General features: G+C 32.5%; 18 protein-coding genes. 5 read left to right on the plus strand and 13 right to left on the minus strand.

The genetic code is table 11. From position 1 onward, the window contains the following. Positions 1 to 196 precede the first annotated feature (196 nt). The 7 genes from WPG_RS14750 to WPG_RS14780 form a co-directional block, all read right to left on the minus strand. Entirely contained in the window at positions 197 to 1,684 is a 1,488-nt protein-coding gene (locus WPG_RS14750; protein ID WP_052471292.1) for a serine hydrolase domain-containing protein, read from the minus strand. Between the two features lie 295 nt (positions 1,685 to 1,979). After that, a complete protein-coding gene (locus tag WPG_RS14755; RefSeq protein WP_045474073.1) occupies positions 1,980 to 2,225 on the minus strand; it encodes a hypothetical protein in 246 nt (81 codons plus the stop codon). 437 nt (positions 2,226 to 2,662) lie between these two features. Continuing rightward, positions 2,663 to 3,811, minus strand: coding sequence for a TlpA family protein disulfide reductase (locus WPG_RS14760; RefSeq protein WP_045474075.1), 1,149 nt, complete (start codon positions 3,809 to 3,811; stop codon positions 2,663 to 2,665). A gap of 395 nt (positions 3,812 to 4,206) precedes the next feature. Further along, positions 4,207 to 4,941 carry a hypothetical protein gene (locus tag WPG_RS14765; RefSeq protein ID WP_045474077.1) on the minus strand — a complete coding sequence of 245 codons (735 nt, stop codon included), beginning with the start codon at positions 4,939 to 4,941 and terminating at the stop codon, positions 4,207 to 4,209. 386 nt (positions 4,942 to 5,327) lie between these two features. Continuing rightward, positions 5,328 to 7,316, minus strand: a complete 1,989-nt coding sequence (locus WPG_RS14770; protein WP_045474079.1) for a Helicase associated domain protein — start codon at positions 7,314 to 7,316, stop codon at positions 5,328 to 5,330. Positions 7,317 to 7,714: 398 nt separating this feature from the next. Then, positions 7,715 to 8,449 (minus strand): DUF6090 family protein, encoded by a 735-nt coding sequence (locus WPG_RS17615; RefSeq protein ID WP_052471293.1) that lies wholly within the window; start codon positions 8,447 to 8,449, stop codon positions 7,715 to 7,717. Between the two features lie 163 nt (positions 8,450 to 8,612). Then, positions 8,613 to 9,446 (minus strand): hypothetical protein, encoded by an 834-nt coding sequence (locus WPG_RS14780; protein WP_045472421.1) that lies wholly within the window; start codon positions 9,444 to 9,446, stop codon positions 8,613 to 8,615. A 164-nt stretch (positions 9,447 to 9,610) separates the two neighbouring features. Here WPG_RS14780 and WPG_RS14785 point away from each other — a divergent pair, with 164 nt between their 5' ends. Beyond that, the gene (locus WPG_RS14785) at positions 9,611 to 10,678 is read left to right on the plus strand and encodes a tyrosine-type recombinase/integrase (protein WP_045474081.1); all 1,068 of its coding nucleotides are present in this window, start codon (positions 9,611 to 9,613) and stop codon (positions 10,676 to 10,678) included. Between the two features lie 38 nt (positions 10,679 to 10,716). On the opposite strand, the gene WPG_RS14790 is transcribed toward WPG_RS14785, so the two are convergent. From WPG_RS14790 to WPG_RS14810, 5 genes are all read right to left on the minus strand, one after another. Beyond that, positions 10,717 to 11,463 carry a YebC/PmpR family DNA-binding transcriptional regulator gene (locus WPG_RS14790; RefSeq protein WP_045474083.1) on the minus strand — a complete coding sequence of 249 codons (747 nt, stop codon included), beginning with the start codon at positions 11,461 to 11,463 and terminating at the stop codon, positions 10,717 to 10,719. A gap of 55 nt (positions 11,464 to 11,518) precedes the next feature. Then, positions 11,519 to 11,806: a 4a-hydroxytetrahydrobiopterin dehydratase gene (locus WPG_RS14795; RefSeq protein WP_045474085.1), complete on the minus strand. Its 288-nt coding sequence runs from the start codon at positions 11,804 to 11,806 to the stop codon at positions 11,519 to 11,521. 52 nt (positions 11,807 to 11,858) lie between these two features. Continuing rightward, complete coding sequence (locus WPG_RS14800) at positions 11,859 to 12,683, minus strand: sugar nucleotide-binding protein (protein ID WP_045474087.1); 825 nt, start codon at positions 12,681 to 12,683, stop codon at positions 11,859 to 11,861. A 192-nt stretch (positions 12,684 to 12,875) separates the two neighbouring features. Further along, positions 12,876 to 13,958 (minus strand): glycine cleavage system aminomethyltransferase GcvT, encoded by a 1,083-nt coding sequence (gene gcvT / locus WPG_RS14805; RefSeq protein WP_045474089.1) that lies wholly within the window; start codon positions 13,956 to 13,958, stop codon positions 12,876 to 12,878. A 122-nt stretch (positions 13,959 to 14,080) separates the two neighbouring features. Beyond that, positions 14,081 to 14,557 (minus strand): hypothetical protein, encoded by a 477-nt coding sequence (locus WPG_RS14810; RefSeq protein ID WP_045474091.1) that lies wholly within the window; start codon positions 14,555 to 14,557, stop codon positions 14,081 to 14,083. Between the two features lie 271 nt (positions 14,558 to 14,828). On the opposite strand from WPG_RS14810, the gene WPG_RS14815 reads away from it, so the two are divergent. Next, positions 14,829 to 17,756, plus strand: coding sequence for an FAD-binding and (Fe-S)-binding domain-containing protein (locus tag WPG_RS14815; RefSeq protein ID WP_045474093.1), 2,928 nt, complete (start codon positions 14,829 to 14,831; stop codon positions 17,754 to 17,756). On the opposite strand, the gene WPG_RS14820 is transcribed toward WPG_RS14815, so the two are convergent. Then, the gene (locus WPG_RS14820; protein WP_045474095.1) at positions 17,748 to 18,599 is read right to left on the minus strand and encodes a UDP-2,3-diacylglucosamine diphosphatase; all 852 of its coding nucleotides are present in this window, start codon (positions 18,597 to 18,599) and stop codon (positions 17,748 to 17,750) included. The genes WPG_RS14815 and WPG_RS14820 overlap by 9 nt on opposite strands. Before the next feature lie 206 nt (positions 18,600 to 18,805). On the opposite strand from WPG_RS14820, the gene aroC reads away from it, so the two are divergent. From aroC to WPG_RS14835, 3 genes are all read left to right on the plus strand, one after another. Beyond that, the gene (gene aroC / locus WPG_RS14825; protein WP_045474097.1) at positions 18,806 to 19,870 is read left to right on the plus strand and encodes a chorismate synthase; all 1,065 of its coding nucleotides are present in this window, start codon (positions 18,806 to 18,808) and stop codon (positions 19,868 to 19,870) included. Between the two features lie 71 nt (positions 19,871 to 19,941). Further along, positions 19,942 to 21,174: a M14 family metallopeptidase gene (locus WPG_RS14830; RefSeq protein WP_045474099.1), complete on the plus strand. Its 1,233-nt coding sequence runs from the start codon at positions 19,942 to 19,944 to the stop codon at positions 21,172 to 21,174. Continuing rightward, on the plus strand, positions 21,174 to 22,724 hold the full coding sequence (locus tag WPG_RS14835) for an N-acyl-D-amino-acid deacylase family protein (protein WP_045474101.1): 1,551 nt from the start codon (positions 21,174 to 21,176) through the stop codon (positions 22,722 to 22,724). The genes WPG_RS14830 and WPG_RS14835 overlap by 1 nt, the downstream gene beginning before the upstream one ends. Positions 22,725 to 22,774: the final 50 nt, after the last annotated feature.

Here is a 22,774-nt window from a genome sequence, read left to right on the forward strand (position 1 = left end):
GCTAAAAGTTTTAGTAATCAAGAAAAGTATTTAGCTCTCGGTTGGTTGTTAGTGGGCGTTGGTATGTAATTAGTAGAAGGGCAGCGTTTGGAAAACGCGATTCTACGTGCCGCAGGCAATTACATACCAACGTTTAGTATATGAAGCGTAGCATCCCGAAGGGTGCTATGATTTTATATACAGTGTTGGCAATAGTTTATTTTTTTGCTTCCAAACTTATAAGCTGAGCGGTAGAATTGTCACACCAAAAGCAATCATCATTTTCGGGCTTGAACTCCAATGCCTTTTTGTAGCTGTCTTTTGCCTTTTCATTTTGCTTTGCAGCAAAATATACATCTCCCATAGTATCCCAGATATTGCCATTATCTGGAAACAATTGGGTGTTGAGCTCTGTAATGACAATAGCTTTTTCAATGTCGTCCCCTCGTAAATAAATTCCGCTTAAGCGGTTTAAATAAACAGGGTCATCCAACATCACTTCAAATTTTTGCTTTAACTCTTTCCCTAAATTTCTCACATTTCCCGAATAGTTTTCGATAAATGTTAGCAATTCAGTCACCTTATTTTTTGAGATAGGTTTAGCTTTGTAATTCTCATTAAAGAGCATTTTTTCTAATTCAAACGGTATTCTTGAAGATTCGCGAGTTGACGAATTGGTTGAAAATAGAATAAGAGCATCTTCTTCAGGAAACCAAATAAACTCATAATAAGAAACACCATTAAAACCATTATGAGTAATTACTTTAGTACCTCTATCTGACTGAAATGTTGCCCAACCATAACCATAATAACTCGATTCACCTTCATATTCGAGAATGTGAGGTGATGTTAATTTTTCTGTAGATTCTTTATTTAATACTGTGTTGTTTTTTAATGCTAAATACCATTTGTACATATCTTCTTGAGTCGAGTTAATACCTCCATTTGCTTTCAAAGGCCAAGCAATTTTTCCATCCTGCTGGTACTTGGAAACGTGATTCTCTTTATTTATGACATTGTACAAATATTCATTAGCCACTAAATCGCTACTCCATTTAGGCAAGAGATAGCCAGTTTGGGCCATTCCTGCCGGTTCAAATAATTGTTCTCTTAGGTAGCTTTCATAACTTTTACCTGATATGATTTCTATAATTCGCCCCAGAATACTGTAACCAGAGTTAGAGTACTCGTATTTTTCTCCTGGAGTGAAGAGTAAGTCTGTATCAAACAATTGCTGGAAATATTCGTTTTCAGGAATATGGTCAAAATCACTCTCGCCTATATCATGCCCAAAACCACCTGAATGAGTGAGTAATTGGTGAATGGTGATGTTCTGTTTATCAAAAGGCAAATCCTTAAAATATGCACTTAAAGAATCGGTTAGCTCTAGTTTTCCGTTCTCAGCTAACTTCAATATTGCCGTTCCTGTAAACTGCTTTGTTACGGAACAGATATCAAATACAGTTTTTGGGGTATTCGCAAAAGACTTTTCCTTATTGGCAAATCCATAACCTTTGTTAAGAATAATACGGTCTCCTTTTGCAACTAAAACAGCTCCGTTGAACCCATTTGACTCACATGCTATCAGATAGTCATTTAATGGTGAGCTTACTACGTCCGTATTAACGCTTTCGCTCTTTTTTTGATCACATGCAGTGAAGCAAATTGCAGTTAATAGTAAAATAGGTAGTTTAAGGTTTATCATATTGTTTAATCGTAATTATTGCCAACGTGTTTGTATATGGTTTGTTGCGTGGTTTAGCCAACTAGTTTAGTAAATAATTACGAGCCCCAGAAAATTCCGCAGGAATTTTCCAAATAATCACTTGCCAAAGCAATTAATTATACACGGTGTTGTAACCAGTATTTCTTATTCTAATTTCTGTTCGTTCGTAATTTTTAAAGAGATATGTTATGTCAGGATTTATTTCACGGATATTTTTTCCATTTCTTATTTCACGCAATGCAATTTGTCAATCAAATTTTAATTAGCAATCTAGTTACTTTCTTAATTCCAATTCCTTTTTTATCTTTTTCATATTTCCATAATTTAATGGAATAATTGCACTTAAAGCTAAAGGAACTACAATTAAAGCCATAAAAGTGCTGCTATCTTCTTTTGTTATCAATCCGTAAACACATACAATAAATAATAAGGACAAAACACCTATCAATGCTCCATTAATTATTTTTAGCCCTTTCAATTCTCCGTTCAATTTTTCTGTAGTTTTATCTTTTAAATCCATATTTTATTTTTCGGTTTTATTTCGTTTTGAGATTGGTTACAACGCCCACTGCGTATGGCGTAGTGAGGCGCGCCTCACGGAAAGCCATTGTTGCGCCTGATTAGCTATACACGCTGTTGTGTGTAGTATCGTTCGGAGTTCTCGTAGACTCGACTAAATATACATAAAATTGGCGAGGTGCGACAAACAGTGGGCGTTGGTATGTAATTAGTAGAAGGGCAGCGTTTGTAAAACGCGATTCTACGTGCCGCAGGCAATTACATACCAACGGTATCGGCTATGATTTCGTTGTGGAATCATCCGCAGGATTATTCCGCCGAAATCCAGCCGTTTGATTTATACTTTAACTTTGGTGTGGCAAAAACCACAATGAATTATAGCCATTGTTATGCGCTGGTTTTATTTATTAGATTTATTGGAATTAATGCTTCTAATTATCAATCTAAATTTGTACTTAAGAAGCTTTTTAATTTTTCTGATGTAATATTTTTTTCTATTATTTCACCTTCGTTATTAACTAAAAATGTAGTGGGAAAACTGATTACATTCATTTTTTTTGATTCTACTCGGTTTTCATCTAAATAGTGAATCCAGTTAAATCCCTTTTCATTGATAACAGTCCGCCAATTCTCTATTTTAGTTGTTTTATCAACTGAGATACTTACGATTTCAAAACCTAATTCTTTATATTTTTCGTAAATCGGAATGTAATTTGGCATTTCCTGAAGACATGGTGCACAATTAGAGTACCAAAAATCGAGTAGAATATAGTTACTATAGTTATGATTGCTTATTTTAAATTGAATATCTTTCAAATCTAGGTTTTTAAGAGGTAACTCTTTATTTTGAAAAGAAAAATTCCTTCCTACTTTTAATCTAGCCTCAACATTTTTAAATAATTCTGTTTTTTTAATGTCATTAGAAAAAAGAGACATAGAATCATCATATAATTTATTGTATTGTACGCTTCGAAAAGAAAAATAGTTTGCAATCAACCATAATGGAACGTAAGAATTGGGGTTTTCTTTAATAAAGTCGACGATTAAAGTATCTCTAATAGCACTAAACTTTCTTCTTTCTTCTGCAGAATTGGCTTTTGACCGTAAATTTTCAATTGAGTCTAAACCTTCCTTTTTTAATAATTCATATTCTTTCTGGGTTTTAGATTTTTTATTTTCAGGGATTATGACTTTTTTATCTTTATTTACAAAACTCACAAAGAGTTCTGTAGTACCGCTATCAATAAAAAATTTATTTGATAAACCTACATTCTCATCAAGAATATCAAACATTACAGGGTGCGATGGTTTATTACCCTTGAAATTAACAATACCATTTTGAATTTGTCCTTTGAAGAATATTTTATAAGTAGAATCTAGAAATCTTTCAAAATCTATGCATGGATACATAGACAAGGAGTCTGTTTTTGATTCAGTATTAATGACAACTTCAAATTCGTTTTTTAAGATTTCAAAATCACTATTAGATTCTTTACAAGAAAAAATTGTCAATGATATCATTGTTGTTATTAAACTTCTTTTTACAATTTCAGGATTGTTAATTACATTTAAAATAATATCTATCATATATTTTTAATAATTGGTTAGTGGCTTTGTGATTCCTTTCAACGCACGATTAACTTGCGCATAACGCCCACTGTGTATGGCGTAGTGAGGCGCGCCTCACGGAAAGCCATTGTTGCGCCTGATTAGCTATACACGCTGTTGTGTGTAGTATCGTTCGGAGTTCTCGTAGACTCGACTAAATATACATAAAATTGGCGAGGTGCAACAAACAGTGGGCGTTGGAATGTAATTAGTAGAAGGGCAGCGTTTGGAAAACGCGATTCTACGTGCCGCAGGCAATTACATACCAACGGACTTGTGTATGGCTCGTTGCGGGAAATCAGCTATGATTTTCCGCCATAAACGAAAGATAGCAAATTGCAATGAATTCCGATTAGGAATTCAGCCGCAATGAGCTATACACGTTGTTGTAAAACGTTTTTTGTATTTAAAATAATAATGTCGGCTAATTCTTCAGGACTCACATTGAGACTCGTTAAATTAATTTCCTGAATCCCTTTATTAATTGTTCCGACAATAATTTTATGTTCATTTACCCTTGAACTTTTGGCTTTTAAAATTCCAAGGTCAATTATTTCATTCCAGTTCAACCTCTTTCCGTCATATTCAATTGCTGTTTTAGTTACTCTCATTTTGATTTTATGTTCCATAAAAAATGCTCGATAAATGAAAATGGGAATTATTATTAGGAAAACACCAAAACCCAATAAAACACCATCATCCAAATTTGAGTTTACAATATCATTATAGTTTACAAAGAAAATATATCCAACTGCGAATAGCATTAGAACCAAAACAGCCTTATCATATGCAACATTATTCTTAAAAGTCAGATTATGAGTTTTTTCGGCTGATTTATATTTTGGATTTCTGCTTCTTGTTGGTCTTGTGAATATTCCATCATTTAAGCCTAAAACTTTTTCGACACCATTCGCAGCATATTTGTCATCAATTTGACTCTGAACCTTGACTCTAATTTGCTCCAATTCAGATGAGTCTAAATCGAATGTTGGACAGTGTTCACTAAAATCGGCTATATCATTGGTAAGAGAGCAAATTAGACCTTTATTAAAGTCCTTTTTTCGATTGTTACAAACTTTACAAAATGTTAGATGATATTCTCTGTTCACTTGATTTGGTCAAAATGTTTTACAACGCCCACTGTGTATGGCGTAGTGAGGCGCGCCTCACGGAAAGCCATTGTTGCGCCTGATTAGCTATACACGCTGTTGTGTGTAGTATCGTTCGGAGTTCTCGTAGACTCGACTAAATATACATAAAATTGGCGAGGTGCGACAAACAGTGGGCGTTGGTATGTAATTAGTAGAAGGGCAGCGTTTGGAAAACGCGATTCTACGTGCCGCAGGCAATTACATACCAACGTTCTCGGCTATGAACAGTTGCGTGGGTTTGCACGGACTTTTGCAAGTACATTATAAGCTGAAAATTCCTGCGGAATTTTCAGGATAAGCCTGTAATAGCAATTGTTTATAGCCATTGTTGTGTTTTCGTTTTTTTATTCAGTTTGTAATATATTCAATTCCTTTAGCTTCTCTACTTTTTCAAGTCTCAAACTCTTGTGTTTATAATTTGCTTTCTGTTGGTTTATCCATTCGTAAAGTTCTTTATCAAATTCAGATGTTATTTGTTTGTCTCCATATTCCTCTCTGAATAGCTCAATAATTTCAATATATTCTTCCCATTTTTTTCTTTTTTTACTTTTTGCAGGAAGTTTTACATTTAGTTTTTTCAATTCTTTTATTTGTTCATCTTTCAATCTGCCATATCTAAAAGTTCTTTTTTGATTATGCAACCATTTAGCAAGTTTCGGATATTCTTTACTGTCTTTTGGCAAATTTGGATTCGATAGTTTTTTTAGTTGTTCAAGATTATTATACCAATTTTGAGTAACGTGACCCTCTTTTTCCTTTTTAGTTCGAGTACCGATTTCAAAGAATCCAATATCCTGTAGTTTTTTGATTTTCCAAGATTCTTCTAGTCCTTTTGTTCTTATTCTATAAATATAATTCCCAAAATTCTTGTTTGGTTTGTAATTAGAAGGAACTTCAAAATTTCCGTGTATTTTTTTGTATTCTAATAATTCCAATATTTTTTGGTCAAATTTATAAACATCCATATCCCATACTACACCAAGGTCTTCAAGAAGCTCAATTCTCTCCTTTGTCAGAATTTTTCTTTTTTTCTTATAGTTGAATCTTTGGTCATTAAGCCACTTTCCTAGTCCTTTATATTTTGGATTTTTATTGTTTTGAGAAACATTACAATCTCCGAATTCTTTTTTATAGTCCTCTAGCAATGCAAGTTTATCTAACCAATCATCTACAATTCTGTAGTTATTTGGTGTACGTGTCATTACCCATTTAAAACCAATACTTTCTAACTTTTCAATTTGCCAATCTTTTAGCTTGCCTTTTTTATATTTTCCTCTTTCTAGTGCAACCCAATTAGAAATGTAAAAAAGAGGATGAGTATTATCTTTATATCTTTTTATATTGCTATCTCCAGTCTCTTTATATATTTCTAAAAGTTGATTGTAGCTATTCATCCATTTTCTATCCCAAAATATTGTGTGTCCATCTCCAAAGTAGAAATCAATACTTTTTAACTTTTTGAAATGTTCTTCTGGTAACATTTCGGCTTGGTGTAGTAATTTCTGTTTTCTATACCATCCATAAAGAGTTCTGTCTTTATAGTCTCTTGGAACAGTACAATGCTCATTTTCCTTATAAAAACGTTCCATTTTTTGGAACATAAAACCCCATTTTTCTAAATATTCATCTGTAATTTTCAATATTGATTTATATTGTTTTACAGGTCTTTTTTCTGTGATTTCAATATTTCCTAAATCTGTTATTTCTGGGTTTTTGCCTTTTCTTTTTGATTTGTCGTGAATATTTGAATTATAATCAGAACCATCAGAGAAAGCTTCTGTTGATACTTTTTGCTCCTCGATTAATTTTTCTAAATATTCATTCGTTAAAAGTTCAATATTTGGGTCTGTAAAATCTAATAATGTAGAATAGAATTCTTTTAGTTGTTTTAAAACTTTTAGTCCACTTTTATCACTATTTGTAAAATCCAAAAGAATTGAAGATTCAACATTGTAGAAAAGCCCTGATTTTGTCAGGTTAGAAGAGCCAGTTATGATTCTATTTTTTTCTCCCTCAAATAAATAAACTTTTGGGTGATAGATAAACCTTTCAGAAAAGTAGATATAGGTTTCAATCTCTAGTTCGAGTAATAATTCTAGAGCTTCTTTGGATGTAACTCTTTCGTCAATTCCGACATAAAAAGTTATGTTTCTATTGTCATTCTTTGCTTTTTCTAAAAAAGGTTTTAAATAGTCTAAACCTGGTTTTCTTAAAAAAGCAGTAAAAAAGGTTATTTGCGTGAATGCTTTTTCTTGAATAGCAGAACAAACGTGATTTCCGCACGTTTCATCTTCTTCGAAGTGTAAACCTTGTCCAAGAAATTCTACTATCATTCTTTCACGTATCTTTTTTTAAAATGAAACACAACGCCCACTGTGTATGGCGTAGTGAGGCGCGCCTCACGGAAAGCTATTGTTGCGCCTGATTAGCTATACACGCTGTTGTGTGTAGTATCGTTCGGAGTTCTCGTAGACTCGACTAAATATACATAAAATTAGCGAGGTGCGACAAACAGTGGGCGTTGGTATGTAATTAGTAGAAGGGCAGCGTTTGGAAAACGCGATTCTACGTGCCGTAGGCAATTACATACCAACGGCTTCGGCTATGAGTAGTTGCGTGGCTTAGAGTATAACTTAGCAAGTACGCACCAAACTGAAAATCCGCGAGGATTTTCAGAAGTAGGCGAGAACAAGCAATTACTTATAGCCATTGTTGTGCTTTCGTTATTTTATTATTTAGTTGTTGTCAATACAATAATTCGGTCAATTGTTTCATGAACTTCTTTTAACTCACTTCCTAATATTACATCACTCATTAAACCTTTTCTAAGTGCAATCGCATTTTCGAACTCTAAACTATTTAAAAAAGTATATGTAACATTATTATGATCTAAAATGTTGGTTTTGTTAGTAAATGCTTTGAGTGAAATATGTTTGCTTATATAAGGGATAAAATTATCAAAACTATAATTTCTGAAAAGTAATTCTTCTTCCTTATAGTCCTTGACTAATTCATCCCATTTTTGTAATAATCTTCTCAATTCTAAATTTGATATGGTTTCAAAAGTAGATGTGTTGGTTAATGAATTTACAGATGATTGTTGAGGATTAAAGGTGTAGTGATTGAAAGTTTCTGAAATATAAATGGATAGAGAATCTTTATTTATTGTATTAATGTCAATAGGCATTAAATTCAAGATTTTTGTAGCATTAATATATACTTTGTAGTGATAAAAAGTAACAGAATCTAATTGCGCTCTATTTAATTTAAATTCCTTATTAATATTTTCAATATAATTTGATTCTTTTTTACGTTCAATTCTATTTTGATTCCAATTATTAATTTGTAGAGCGATTAAAATACCAATAACCACAAGGATGATTTCACCAATGGCGTATTTAAAATACTTTCCAGTTTTACCTTTCGAAAGTAAATTTTGTCTAATATTTCTAAAGAATTTTATCATTGGTTAGTGGTTTGTCATAATGAAGCACAACGTCTTGGCTATGAGTAGTTGCGTGGTTTAGCGATTAACTTTGCAAGTACACACCAAACTGAAAATCCGCGAGGATTTTCAGAAGTAGGCGAGAACAAGCAATTACTTATAGCCATTGTTGTAGCCAGTTTTTTTAATTTATATTTAGTTTCAATATTGTTGATTTTGGCACATCACAATTGTATTTCTGTCTAATGATTTCCGTAAACAGGTCAATTTTAGTTGCGATTAGAAACTTTCTATTATTGGTTGGCCATTCAGTCATAATTGCAACTAATCTTTTTTCAGGTTGTCCTTTAGTAAGGATCTCTTTCGGTGGTGTAAACCACAATCCACATCCACTAATTCCGTATAATTCTGGTCCGATTTGAGTCTTTGCTTTCTTAAAGTTATAAACTCGTTTACGGTCATAATTAAGAGCAATATTGAAATCCTTATTGCATTTTAAAGTTTCGTAATTTTCTTCTTTTGCAGGACTTGTTATATATCTCCAAGCTTTGCTTTTAAGTTGTTTTTTAAATTTGTTGTACTTGGATTTTGTTGCAGGAAATCCAACAATTTCATACATAGGCAACTCTTTAGAAATATGATTAATTCCCAACTCACTTTTATCTAAAAATTCATATGAATTTTTTATTGTTTCTACAGTTTCATCACAGAGTTTAAGTACACATAAATCGAATCTATCATTTTCACGCTGTTCTTCAACATTGTTTGTAACTATATTGCCTCCTAATCTAAATATTGTGTCATTATCGATTCCGACAAATAACTCATAATTTAATCCTTCAGCAACGTGTGCGGCTGTTATTAAAAAATGATTTTCATCTACTTTTACAAAAACACCAGAACCAAATGATTCAGCTATAGATTCACTTGATTTTAAGATATGACAAGTAACCTTATAGGCACTCCAACTTGTTTCAGTTTGAACTTCTCGATATTTTTCTAAAATTTTCTTTTTCAAAATTGGCTACAACACTGTTATATGTTGTATTTATTAAATATATACAATTTTTAAGTATTAGCAATAATCTCTTCTAAACATAATGTGTACATACATTTTTAATTAGGTGTTTTGTATATCAAAAAAATTGTATATTTAAAAATGATATACAAAATACACTATAAATGCAGCTAGATAATTATGAGTTTTCAGTAGGGAAGCATAGAAATAAAGATATTATTTGGATAAAATTTGCATACAGTGCAGCACTGAAAAATGCGCTTCGTAAACGCTTTCCTTCTGCAAAATATAGTGCTTCAAATAAAAGTTGGTATCTCCCAGATTTACCAGCAATTCGTTTAAACTTAAATATAAAAAAGAAAAAAGTAGGTCTAAAGCTATTCGCAAAAATACATCCTATAAATAGAAATGCATTTGTGGCTTATCGTAATCAGTTACAACTTAAGGCCTACAGTGAAAATACACAACGTATGTACCTTGCTGAGTTTGCTGATTTATTGGTGCTATTACGTCATTACCATGTCGATGATTTAAACCCAAAACGGCTTAAAGATTATTTTTTGTATTGTGTTAAAACTTTACACCTTAAAGAACGAAAACTTAACGGTAAGATAAATGCAATTAAGTTCTATTTCGAACAAGTTTTGCATAGGCCAAAAATGTTTTTTGATATACCTAGACCAAAAACACCAAGCACGCTGCCAAAACTCTTAAGTAAAAAGGAAATAAAGGCTATAATTGAGTGCACTTCTAACTTTAAGCATAAAATAGCTATAAAGTTATGTTATGGTATGGGCTTAAGAGTGTCTGAAGTTGTAAATATTAAACTGAGCCATATAGATAGCAGTAGAATGCTGGTCCATATCGTTGGGGCAAAAGGAAAAAAAGATAGATATGTGCCTTTGCCAGAATCGTTGCTAGATGATTTAAGAGCATATTTTAAAGCCTATAAGCCTAAGGACTATTTATTAGAAGGACGATATGGTGGTATATATTCAAAATCGAGCCTACAAGCTGTATTTAAAAGCGCCATGAGAAAAGCTGGTATCTCTAAAAACATAGGTATACATGGCTTACGACATAGTTATGCCACTCATCTCTTAGAATCTGGTGCTGATTTGCGTTTTATTCAAGAACTCTTAGGTCATAATTCTGTTAAAACGACTCAAATCTATACAAAAGTATCACGCCAAAGTATTACGAAGATAAAAAGCCCATTAGACACCCTTTAAGCTAGTATATTTATTAGGTTTTATGACTTCGATTTATGTTATTCAGCTATTTCTTCCATAGTATGATATACATTTTGTACATCATCATCTTGTTCAAGTTTTTCTAGCAGTTTCTCAACATCTTCAGCTTGTTCAGCTGTTATGGCTTTTGTAACTTGTGGTATACGTTCAAAACCAGATGAGATAATTTCTATAGTGTTTTCTTCTAAATACCCTTGTATGTTTCCAAAGCTTTCAAAAGGCGCATAAATTAATACGCTTGTTTCTTCTTCGCCAGCTTCGTTTTCGTCAGTGTCTTCAAAAATTTCTTCGACACCAAAATCAATAAGTTCTAATTCTAATTCTTCTAAATCTAAACCTTCTCCTTTAATTTTAAAATTACAAGTATGATCAAACATAAAAACGACTGAGCCAGAAGTGCCAAGGCTTCCGTCTGTTTTATTAAAGTAAGAACGTACATTAGCTACGGTACGTGTATTATTATCTGTTGCTGTTTCTACTAGTACAGCAATACCATGTTGCGCATAACCTTCAAAAATCACTTCTTTATAATCACCTTGTCCTTTTTCACTGGCTTTTTTAATAGCGCGCTCTACATTAGCCTTTGGCATATTTACGGCTTTCGCATTTTGTATTACTGCTCTAAGACGCGAGTTACTATTTGGGTCTGGTCCACCATCTTTTACGGCCATAACAATATCCTTACCTATACGCGTAAAGGCTTTGCTCATTGCAGACCATCGTTTCATTTTTCTTGCTTTTCTAAATTCAAAAGCTCTTCCCATAGTATGTGAATTTTAGTTCGGGTAAATTTAAATAAATAAGTGTTTTGGTAAAAATTTATTCTTCAACCTCTACAATGTCTTCTATTGCTTCGGCTAATTTAAAATCTTTATTAGTAACACCACCAGCATCGTGCGTAGATAAAGCTATTTTTAAAACATTGTAAACGTTGCTCCAATTTGGGTGGTGATGTTGTGCTTCGCACTCAAAAGCAATTCTGCTCATAGCGCTAAAACAATCTTTAAAATTATCAAACTCAAATTCTGCGTGTATAGCATTGTCGTAATAATCCCAATCTGGGAAGTGTAAGAGTTTCTTTTCTATAGTAGATGCGTCTAATTTCATAGTTTAATATTGATTAGTCTAAATTTAAGAAATAACAAAGTAGGTTACAAGCTTATTTCTGAAGTTCTTCTAAAACTTTTTGACTCGTTATTTGAAGGTGTTTAGGCAATTTGTTAAACTTTGGTAATACAGCTAAATAACGATCTTCATTTGTGGTGTAAACATGTTTTAATAAGACTTTCTTTTTAGAAATAAAAGCGATAATGTCTTTTATAAACTCATCATGATGCACCAAGTCTGTACTTCCTAAATGAAATACACCAAATTTATTGCGATTTATTATATAATGAATTTGTTGGGTTACTTTCTTATCTAGTGTAACATTCATTATTAAATTCGGAAAAATTTCTACCGATTCATTGGCAGATATTAATTGTTTCATTTCTTGAATCCTTGGGCAGTTTACACCAAAAATCATTGGTAACCTTAATACAGCTACTTGCTTTTTAGGTAAACGCAAAAGCATATTCTCAATCTTTATCTTAAAATGCCCATAAACACTGTGACTTAGTGTTTTATCTTCTTCGTAGCTTGGGTATTTGCTATAAGCATCAAAAGCATTCGCAGAGGATAAGAAAATGATTTTGCAACCAGATTCTATAACATATTCTGCTATATGTTGATGCGCTATTATTTGTGCATTAAAGTCTCCACGAAGTGCTGAGATGATAATAGATGGTTTACAGGCTTCTAGGATTTCGTAGACGTCGTCTTCTTCTACATTATAATGAAAGAATTGTTTATTTTTTTCAAATTCCTTCTTTGGAGTTCTGTAGGTTCCAAAAGTTCTAAAATAAGGACCTAGCTCTTTATAGATGGAATTGCCAATGTAACCACTGGCTCCAAGTATTAGTATGCGGTGTTTGCTATTTACCATTTCTGCTTTGAAATTGCAATAAAATAAAATGATGATTTTTTTCTTTATATGAAATAGAAAAATATAGCATAGCCTTAGTTACGGTTTCTTGTTATATTGAAGTAGAAAGGGAAAAAGGGTATTTTATTATTGTCATTTTAATGTAGTAATGGTAAGGGTCTTTCTTCATTAATCTATCTCCAATCCTAAATTTCACCCTTTATAGAATGGTAACTTTACAACCGTAGCCGGAATTGCTTTTTTACGCACCTGAATATTAATTTTGCTATCGAATTTAGAAAACACTTTCGGTACATATCCTAAACCAATACCTACTCCTAAACTAGGACTCATGGTACCTGAGGTGACATTACCGATTGTTTTTCCACTGCCATCAACAATATCATAGCCTTGACGAGGAATGCCACGATCATCTAATTTAAAAGCGACTAATTTACGTTCTGGTGTGCGTTCTTTTTCATCCTTTAAAGCTTCACTGTTGGTAAAGTCTTTATTAAACTTACAAACCCAACCTAAACCTGCTTCTATTGGTGAGGTAGAATCATCGATATCATTTCCGTACAAGCAGTAACCCATTTCTAAACGTAATGTATCTCTTGCGGCTAAACCAATTGGCTTAATACCAAAATCTGCACCAGCTTTTAGTACGTTATCCCAAACTTGTTTTACTTCATCGTTTTTGCAATAGATTTCAAATCCACCACTACCAGTATAACCCGTTGCAGAAATAATAACATGCTCAATACCTGCAAAATCACCAACTACAAAATTGTAGAACTTAATATCAGATAAATCATGACTAGATAGTGATTGCATAGCTTCAACAGCCTTTGGGCCTTGTATGGCTAAAAGCGAATAGTCCTCAGTTAAATCGCGCATCTCGGCACCAACATCGTTCTTAGACGAAATCCAATTCCAATCTTTTTCAATATTACTTGCGTTAACAACTAACAAGTATGTCTCGTCCTTTATTTTGTAAATAATTAAATCATCTACAACACCACCATCATCATTTGGCAAACAACTGTATTGTGCCTTTCCAATATCTAATTTAGAGGCATCATTACTCGATACTTTTTGGATTAAGTCTAAGGCATTTGGGCCTTCAATTAAAAACTCACCCATGTGAGAGACATCAAAAACGCCAACAGCATTTCTAACGATTTCATGCTCTGCATTAACGCCTTCGTATTGTACAGGCATATTATAACCGGCAAAAGGGACCATTTTAGCACCTAATGCTTCGTGAGTAGAAGATAACGCTGTGTCTTTCATTTAATAAGAATTTTCAAATTTATGATGTGCAAAATTAAACAAATTTTATGGCTTATTCTTTAACTATTAATCATAAAAAAACCACCTTATTTAAGGTGGTTTTTATAAATTGTTTATTTATTTTAAAATTGATATCTAATGCCTATAGCAATGTCAAAATCTACATCGTCCCTAAAATCGCCAAAGCCAAGTTCTGGCCTAAAATCTAAGGATAGTAACAACGGAATATCAAAACTATATTCTATACCAATGTCACCAGCAACAAAGAAAAAGGTTTCGTCATCTATGGCATTGTTATCAAAACCATAAGAACCAAAACCACCACCAGCACCAGCATACCAGTTAAAATCACCATCTAATTCCCAAACCCATTGGTAAAGACCAGTAAGTTTAAAGCCATCATAACCATTTCCACTGCGCCAACCTAAGTCAGCTTCTAAACGATTGTTATCACCCAAAGCTCTTTGGTATGATATTTCTCCACCAAATCCATCGCTATCACCTAATCTAAGGCCAATAGCATTGTCAGCAATCTCTTGTGCATTCATAAATGCAAATCCTACAAAAACTGCTAATGTTGTTAAAACTAATTTTCTCATAATGTTTACGTTTTTTTATTGAATGGATTAATCTTTACAAAAATAACTCCAAAAGCATTTTTATAATTAGAACTTGTTAAAATTTTTTGGATTTAAGGGAAAATTAAAGATTTTGTGACATGTTGAAGTCATTATTTATGTGCATAGCATTGTTACGTAAATAAAAAATGATAAAAGCAGGTTGCAAAAGATAAATTCTTTAGCAAATTGAAAAAGTTTGAACAAGTTCTTAAATTTCTTTATAGTTTTATAAACATATTTTTCTACTTAAATGAGTCAAAACGTATTATTGGAGCAACTAAAGTCTAAACTAGAGGGTGAGCTTTATTTTGATGATTTAATGCTAAAAATCTATGCTACAGACGCTTCTGTATATAAGATGATACCTACAGCTGTTGCGCTTCCTAAGTCGATAAATGATTTTAAGCTATTAATTGAGTATGCTAATAAAAATAATACTTCACTTATTCCTAGAACAGCCGGAACTTCACTAGCAGGTCAAGTTGTCGGAACAGGAATAGTAGTGGATGTCTCAAAATATTTTACCAAAATTCTAGATGTTAATGAAACTGAAAAAACTGTAACAGTTCAACCAGGAGTTGTAAGAGATGAACTTAATAACTATTTAAAGCCTTTCGGTTTATTCTTCGGACCTAATACATCCACTTCTAATCGTTGTATGATTGGTGGTATGGTTGGCAATAATTCTTCAGGCACCACATCTATACAATATGGTGTCACTCGCGATAAGGTTATTAGTTTAAAGACGCTTTTAAGTGATGGAAGTGAGGTTGAATTCTCTAATCTATCTATTGAAGAATTTAAAAACAAGCAACAATTAGAAACACTTGAAGGCGAAATATATAGAACTATACATAGAGAATTAAAGCCTGAAGAAGTTAAGAAGCAAATTCAGGATAATTTCCCTAAACCAGAAATACACCGTAGAAATACGGGTTATGCTATTGATGAATTATTGAAATCTGACGTTTTTTCAGGTTCAAGTACGCCTTTTAATATGTGTCAGCTTTTAGCAGGAAGTGAAGGTACACTTGCATTTACAACCGAAATCACACTGCAGTTAGATCTATTACCTCCAAAAGAAAGTGCTATGGTTGCATTGCATTTTGAAAGTGTTGCCAAGTGTATGACATCAGTTGAGAGATTGATGCAACATAACCTGCACACCTGTGAGATGATGGATGATTCCATTCTAAATCTTACAAAACATAATAAAACACAACAAGCCAACAGGCAATTTATTGAAGGGCAACCTGTAGCCATTTTAATGTGTGAGTTAAAAGCAAGTACAACTGTAAAACTTCAAACTGAAATCAATAGTTTTTTGAAGACAGTCGATGACTTAAATCTTAGTTATGCAGCTCCAATACTAAAAGGGAACAATATCTCTAAAGCATTAGAGTTGAGAAAAGCAGGTTTAGGTTTATTAGGTAATATGGTTGGTGATAAAAAAGCGGTTGCTTGTATAGAAGATACAGCAGTAGCCTTAGAAGATTTAGATAGCTATATTAATGAGTTTACAGCTTTAATGGCCTCATATAATCAAAACGCTGTGTATTATGCGCATGCTGGTGCAGGTGAGTTGCATTTAAGGCCAATACTAGATATAAAACAATCCGCTGATGTAGAATTATTTAGAAAAATAACTACAGATGTTGCTAAACTTGTTAAGAAATATAAAGGATCTATGTCTGGTGAACATGGTGATGGCATTGTAAGAGCTGAGTTTATACCACTTATGATTGGTGATGCTAACTATCAAGTTTTAAAACGTATAAAGTCTACTTTCGATATAAATAATATTTTTAATCCTGGTAAGATTGTAGATGCCTTTCCTATGGATAAGAGTCTACGTTATGAGATTGATAGAAAAGAGCCTGAGATTGCTACACTCTTAGATTTTTCAAACTCTCAAGGAATTCTTCGTGAAGCTGAAAAATGTAATGGCTCTGGTGATTGTAGAAAACTACCCGAATTTGGTGGTACTATGTGTCCTAGTTATAGAGCTACTCGAAATGAAAAGGATACTACTAGAGCGAGAGCAAATGCATTAAGAGAATACCTTACAAATTCCGATAAAACGAATAAGTTTAATCATGAAGAGTTAAAAGAGGTTTTCGATTTATGTCTAAGTTGTAAAGCCTGCTCATCAGAATGTCCTAGTAGTGTTGATGTAGCGAGTCTAAAGGCAGAATTTCAGTATCAATACCAAAAAGCTAATGGTTTTAAGTTTAAGGATAAGTTCTTTGCTAATTCTACTAAATATAATAGAATGGCTTCGTATGCACCAGGTTTTTATAATGCGTTGTTTCAAACAAAATTTGTATCTGGTTTTTTAAAGATTTTATTAGGTATTCATTCCAAGAGAAGTTTCCCAAAAATGACAATGTCGTACTCAGATTCTATATTTTATATGGATAGAGTATTTAAAGAGAATGGAACAAAAAAACCAATTAAAACGGTCTGTCTTTTTGTAGATGAATTCACTAATTACCTAGAATCTGACCTTGGTTTAGATGCTACATTTTTACTCGAGTCATTGGGTTATAAAGTTCTTAATATCAGTAATATAGAAAGCGGGAGAAGTTTTTTATCTAAAGGCTTTTTAGAAGAAGCTAAAGTCATTGCAGATAATAATATTGACTATCTAAAGGAAGCAGTAAATAATGGTTATGATATATTAGGAATTGAGCCTTCTGCCGTGCTTACGTTTAAAGATGAATATCTAAGATTAGCGGATAATAAAGATGCTGCAAAATTATTAGCTATACAAACGTTTTTAATTGAAGAGTTTATTCAACAAGAGATTGAATTGGGTAATATTAAATCTGATCAATTTTCTTCTGAATCTAAAACAATCAAGTTTCATGGTCACTGTCACCAAAAGGCATTAGCGAATCAAAAATCTAGTTTTGATATACTCAACCTTCCCGAAAATTATAACGTTACCATTATTCCGAGTGGTTGTTGTGGTATGGCTGGAAGTTTTGGCTATGAAAAAGAACATTATGAGGTAAGTATGCAAATTGGCGAACAAACGTTGTTTCCTGCAGTAAGAAAAGCTTCTGAGGATACTATAATTTCGGCTAATGGAACTAGTTGTAGACATCAGATAAAAGATGGAACAGGTAGAGTTGCAAAGCATCCAATTACAATTCTTAAAGAGGCTTTAATCTAACTTTTCTTTATTTGGTTGTTCTACAATGGTAATGGCTGCTATTAAATCTTTAGTATCCATATTTTTCAATTCTTCATCGGCAAAAAATGGTGATAATTTATCATGATTGTAGTTGTAGATTTTCCAACGTTTAAATTGGTATTCTAATGCTGTAAAATTTTCAACCCAATCACCAGAGTTTAGATAGGTCGTTTTACCATTTTTATTCTCTTTAACTAACATTTTAGGTTGGTGAATATGTCCACATACTACATAGTCGTAACCATTTTCAATAGCAAGATCAGTAGCTACTGCTTCAAAATCATTAATATACTTAATAGCTCCTTTAACGCTATTTTTTATCTTTTTAGATAGCGAGTAACGTTCTTCACCCATTTTTGCTAAACACCAATTTACATAGCGATTAATGAGTATTAATAAATCATAACCATAGCCTCCAAGTTTTGCTAACCATTTGGCATTTTGTATTGCAATATCAAATACATCGCCATGAAAAAACCAAGCTTTCTTTCCGTCTAAGTTTAAAACCAATTTATTGACGATTGAAATATTACCAATTTCGGTATCTGTAAATTTACGGAGCATTTCATCATGATTTCCAGTGATGTAAACAACTTCAGTGCCATTGGCAGCAAAGTCCATTATTTTTTTAATTACACTGAGATGAGACTTTGGGAAGTACCGTTTCTTAAACTGCCAAATATCAATGATATCTCCGTTAAGAATTAATTTCTTTGGCTCAATACTATTAAGATAGGTTAATAGCTGTTTTGCATGGCAGCCAAAAGTACCAAGATGAACGTCAGAAATGACAGCAATTTCAACTTTTCGTTTGAGATTCATGACTAGCTATTATTACTGCAAATAACAACATCTATTATTAATTAATTGTAAAACGATAATTACTATTTTATGAGTAAAATGTTATTGAAATGTTACCAAAAAAGGCATTAGTTTCAAGTTGTTAACGCTACAATAACATTTTAAAAATTGCGATTCTATTTTTGTTTTTGTTATTTAAAAATTATTTTAGCCTAAAATATATTTTAATGGCAGGAAATTCCTTCGGAAAGTTATTTAAACTCACCACTTTTGGTGAATCTCATGGTGTTGCAATTGGTGGAATTATTGATGGTTGTCCTTCAGGATTAAAACTAGATTTAGATGCTATTCAGAATGAGTTAGATCGTCGTAAACCAGGACAGTCAAAAATTGTTACACAGCGTAAAGAGCCTGATACAGTAGAATTCTATTCTGGTATTTTTGAAGGTGTTACAACTGGTACTCCCATTGGTTTTGCTATTCATAATACCAATCAGAAATCAAAAGATTATTCGCATATAAAAGATGTGTATCGTCCAAGTCATGCAGATTATACTTACGATCAAAAATATGGAGTTAGAGATTATAGAGGTGGTGGTAGAAGTTCAGCAAGAGAAACGGCTTCTCGTGTAGTTGCTGGTGCCATTGCTAAGCAAATGCTTACGTCTATTAAAATAAATGCATTTACATCTTCTGTTGGTGATATATTAATAGATAAACCTTATCAAGATTTAGACTTCAGTAAAATTGAATCTAATGTTATCCGCTGTCCTGATGAAGCTTCGGCAGATAAGATGATAAGCAAAGTTCAAGAAATTAAAAAGCAAGGTGATACCATTGGAGGAACAATTACCTGTGTGATACAAAACGTTCCTGTTGGACTAGGTGAACCAGTGTTTGATAAATTACATGCTGAACTCGGAAAAGCGATGCTTTCTATAAATGCTGTAAAAGGATTTGAATATGGAAGCGGATTTTGTGGCGCAAAAATGAAAGGTAGTGAGCATAATGATTTATTTAATGAAGATGGAAGTACAAAAACCAATTTATCTGGTGGAGTACAAGGAGGAATAAGTAATGGGATGGACATCTATTTTAGAGTAGCGTTTAAGCCGGTTGCGACTGTGATTCAAAAACAAGATGCTTTAGATAGTTCTGGAAATATTGTTGAGATGCAAGGGAAAGGCCGTCACGACCCTTGTGTTGTGCCTAGAGCAGTACCTATTGTTGAAGCTATGACAGCTTTAGTTTTGGCAGATTCTATTTTATTAGATAGAACTACCAGATTATAAATTATAGTTTGCTTATCTAAGTGTATTGTTGCATTAATTTTGATTAACTTTAATACAACTAACTAATCACTATGAAATTTTCTTCACAATACGTTGTATTGTCAATCTGCATTGCTTACCTATTTTTAGGTTGCTCATCTGTAAAAACGGTTCCATTTGAGAATTATGTAGATACAGATTCTAAAAAAGTTTACCCACAAGTAAAAACAACCTATAGTCTCGAAGATAAAGGTGTTTTTGTAAGTAATGAATTTGATTGCGCACGATTAAATGGATTTAATCAACTCAATGACAGTATTGCAATCATTGATATTTATCCAGAAAACGGACCTATTAATAATAGTACTTATTATGCTTTTAAAGCGTGGTCTAAATTACCTAAAGATTATTACTTTCAATTTAAATATCCGAAAGGGTACAAACATCGCTATATTCCAAAAATTAAACGAAATAATGTCTGGTCGGTTTTAGATGCTTCTAAAATGTATAAGCAGGATAGTATAGTAACTGTAAAATTAAGTTTGACTTCAGATCCCATTATAGTTGCTGCTCAAGAATTACAATCATCAAAGGAAGTTAAGGATTGGTATACTAATCTAATGAAAGGTAAAGAGGACTATGTAAGATTAGAATCATTTGGGAATTCTGTGTTAGGAAGAAATTTGCCAGTTTTAGACATCTATAAAGGAAGTGCGCAAGGAAAAGAGCTTATAGTTTTGCTAACTCGTCAACATCCACCAGAAGTAACCGGTTTTTTTGCATTTAAAGCGTTTTTAAAAACAGTTTTAGAAGATTCTAAATTATCTGAAGCGTTTTTAAATAAGTATAGAATTATTGCTTTTCCTATTATGAATCCTGATGGTGTTGATTTAGGGCATTGGAGACATAATGCTAATGGTGTAGATACTAATAGAGATTGGTCTAAATACAATCAACCAGAAATAAAGCAAGCTGTAAAGTATATTACCAAACAAGCTAAGAAATATGATAATAGAATAATTCTTGGTCTAGATTTTCATTCGACCTGGCATGATGTTTTTTATACTAATAAGATTAGAGAAAACACAACCTTACCAAATTTTATCGAGGATTGGTTTGCTGCATTAGAACACGAAATACCAGATTATAAAGTGAATGAAGCATCTGGTAATAGTACAAAACCTGTTTCTAAAGGTTGGTTCTTATACGGCCATAATGCTGTTGGAATAACATACGAGATAGGTGATAAAACACCAAAAGGTAGTATAGATCGTATGGGAAAAGTGTCAGCAAATGAAATGATGAAAATTTTAACCAATAGATAATGCGTCAACTCTATTTTCTTTTTGTATTGCCAGTTTTATTTTGTTTTTCCTGCGCTAATGAAAGCCTTGAACTAGATATTTTAATACTAAATGGAACTGTTTATGATGGTTCTAGTTTACAAGCTTCAAACCAATCAATCGGAATAAAGGATGATAAAATTGTTTATTTTGGTAATGGTACAACGACTAACTTCATTGCGCAAAAAACAATTGATGCTACAGGCTTAATTGTTTCACCAGGTTTTATTGATCCTCATACACATGCAGATAGAGAGTTAAAAGACAAAGAAACATCTTATAACCTACCCTTTTTGTTTCAAGGCATAACGACTGTTGTTGTTGGTAATGATGGTGATAGTTTTTATCCTACTTCAGATTATAAAAACTTATATGAGTCAAATGGTATAGGAACAAATGCTTTACTATTATTTGGACATGGCACCATTCGCGAACAGGTTATGGGTAAAAGTGATAGAAAAGTAACATCAAAAGATATTGCAAAAATGAAAGCTTTGGCACAACAAGAAATGAATGCTGGAGCTTTTGGAATGTCAACAGGTTTATTTTATGCACCTGGAAGTTATTCTAATACAGAAGATGTTATTGCTTTAGCACAAACCGTTTCTGAAAATGATGGTATTTATGACACACATTTAAGAGATGAAAGTTCGTATACAGTAGGCTTAATTCCTGCAATAGAAGAGGCTATAGAAATTGGTAGGCAAGCGAAACTGCCAATTCATATTTCACATATTAAATGTTTAGGTGTTGATGTTTGGCACCAGAGTGATTCTATACTAAAGCTTATCGAAAGTGCCCAAAACGAAGGTATAGAAGTTACAGCAAATCAATATCCATATGATGCTTCTGCTACAGGATTAAAATCTGCTGTTGCACCACGTTGGGCTGAAAGTGGAGGTAAAGATTCTCTTTTAATAAGGTATAATACTAAAGACTTGAAACAAAGAATCCTTGCGGATACAAAAAATAATATAACGAGAAGAGGAGGACCAGACAAATTGTTAATTGTAAAATCTGAAGATTCAGCTTTTGTTGGAAAAACACTTTTAGAAATATCTCAATTGCTAAATACCTCACCAGAAGAAGCAGTTTATATAGCTTTGAATAGCGGTTATGTTCGTGTAGCTTCATTTAATATGAATACAAAAGATATTCATAATTTTATGAAACAATCATGGGTTGTTACAGGTTCTGATGGTAATACAGGGCATCCAAGGAAGTATGGCTCATTTCCTAGAAAGTATCATAAATATGTGAAGGAGGATAAGGTTATTGATATAGCAACTTTTATAAATAATAGCACGTCTAAAACAGCAAAGATTTTTAAAATTAAAAATAGAGGAAAATTGCAAAAAGGCAATTTCGCAGACATTATTATTTTTAATCCTAAGACTTTTAAAGATGTAGCAGATTACAAAGATGCATTTCAGCTTTCTCAAGGCTTAGAGTATAGTATTATTAATGGGAGAATTTCTATTGATAATGGTATTTATAATAATGAATTAAATGGATGCGTATTAAAAAAATAGCTAAAGTTTTAAAGTCAAAAAACACTATTATATCTTCTTTTAGTAGAAAC

The organism is Winogradskyella sp. PG-2 (genome assembly GCF_000828715.1).
In the GTDB taxonomy this organism is placed as follows: domain Bacteria; phylum Bacteroidota; class Bacteroidia; order Flavobacteriales; family Flavobacteriaceae; genus Winogradskyella.

Excerpts from the sequence above, each read along its gene's own strand:
- WPG_RS14750 (WP_052471292.1), bottom strand. The coding sequence starts at position 1,684 with ATGATAAACCTTAAACTACCTATTTTACTATTAACTGCAATTTGCTTC.
- WPG_RS14755 (WP_045474073.1), bottom strand. The coding sequence starts at position 2,225 with ATGGATTTAAAAGATAAAACTACAGAAAAATTGAACGGAGAATTGAAA.
- WPG_RS14760 (WP_045474075.1), bottom strand. The coding sequence starts at position 3,811 with ATGATAGATATTATTTTAAATGTAATTAACAATCCTGAAATTGTAAAA.
- WPG_RS14770 (WP_045474079.1), bottom strand. The coding sequence starts at position 7,316 with ATGATAGTAGAATTTCTTGGACAAGGTTTACACTTCGAAGAAGATGAA.
- WPG_RS17615 (WP_052471293.1), bottom strand. The coding sequence starts at position 8,449 with ATGATAAAATTCTTTAGAAATATTAGACAAAATTTACTTTCGAAAGGT.
- WPG_RS14785 (WP_045474081.1), top strand. The coding sequence starts at position 9,611 with ATGCAGCTAGATAATTATGAGTTTTCAGTAGGGAAGCATAGAAATAAA.
- WPG_RS14790 (WP_045474083.1), bottom strand. The coding sequence starts at position 11,463 with ATGGGAAGAGCTTTTGAATTTAGAAAAGCAAGAAAAATGAAACGATGG.
- WPG_RS14795 (WP_045474085.1), bottom strand. The coding sequence starts at position 11,806 with ATGAAATTAGACGCATCTACTATAGAAAAGAAACTCTTACACTTCCCA.
- WPG_RS14800 (WP_045474087.1), bottom strand. The coding sequence starts at position 12,683 with ATGGTAAATAGCAAACACCGCATACTAATACTTGGAGCCAGTGGTTAC.
- gcvT (WP_045474089.1), bottom strand. The coding sequence starts at position 13,958 with ATGAAAGACACAGCGTTATCTTCTACTCACGAAGCATTAGGTGCTAAA.
- WPG_RS14810 (WP_045474091.1), bottom strand. The coding sequence starts at position 14,557 with ATGAGAAAATTAGTTTTAACAACATTAGCAGTTTTTGTAGGATTTGCA.
- WPG_RS14815 (WP_045474093.1), top strand. The coding sequence starts at position 14,829 with ATGAGTCAAAACGTATTATTGGAGCAACTAAAGTCTAAACTAGAGGGT.
- WPG_RS14820 (WP_045474095.1), bottom strand. The coding sequence starts at position 18,599 with ATGAATCTCAAACGAAAAGTTGAAATTGCTGTCATTTCTGACGTTCAT.
- aroC (WP_045474097.1), top strand. The coding sequence starts at position 18,806 with ATGGCAGGAAATTCCTTCGGAAAGTTATTTAAACTCACCACTTTTGGT.
- WPG_RS14830 (WP_045474099.1), top strand. The coding sequence starts at position 19,942 with ATGAAATTTTCTTCACAATACGTTGTATTGTCAATCTGCATTGCTTAC.
- WPG_RS14835 (WP_045474101.1), top strand. The coding sequence starts at position 21,174 with ATGCGTCAACTCTATTTTCTTTTTGTATTGCCAGTTTTATTTTGTTTT.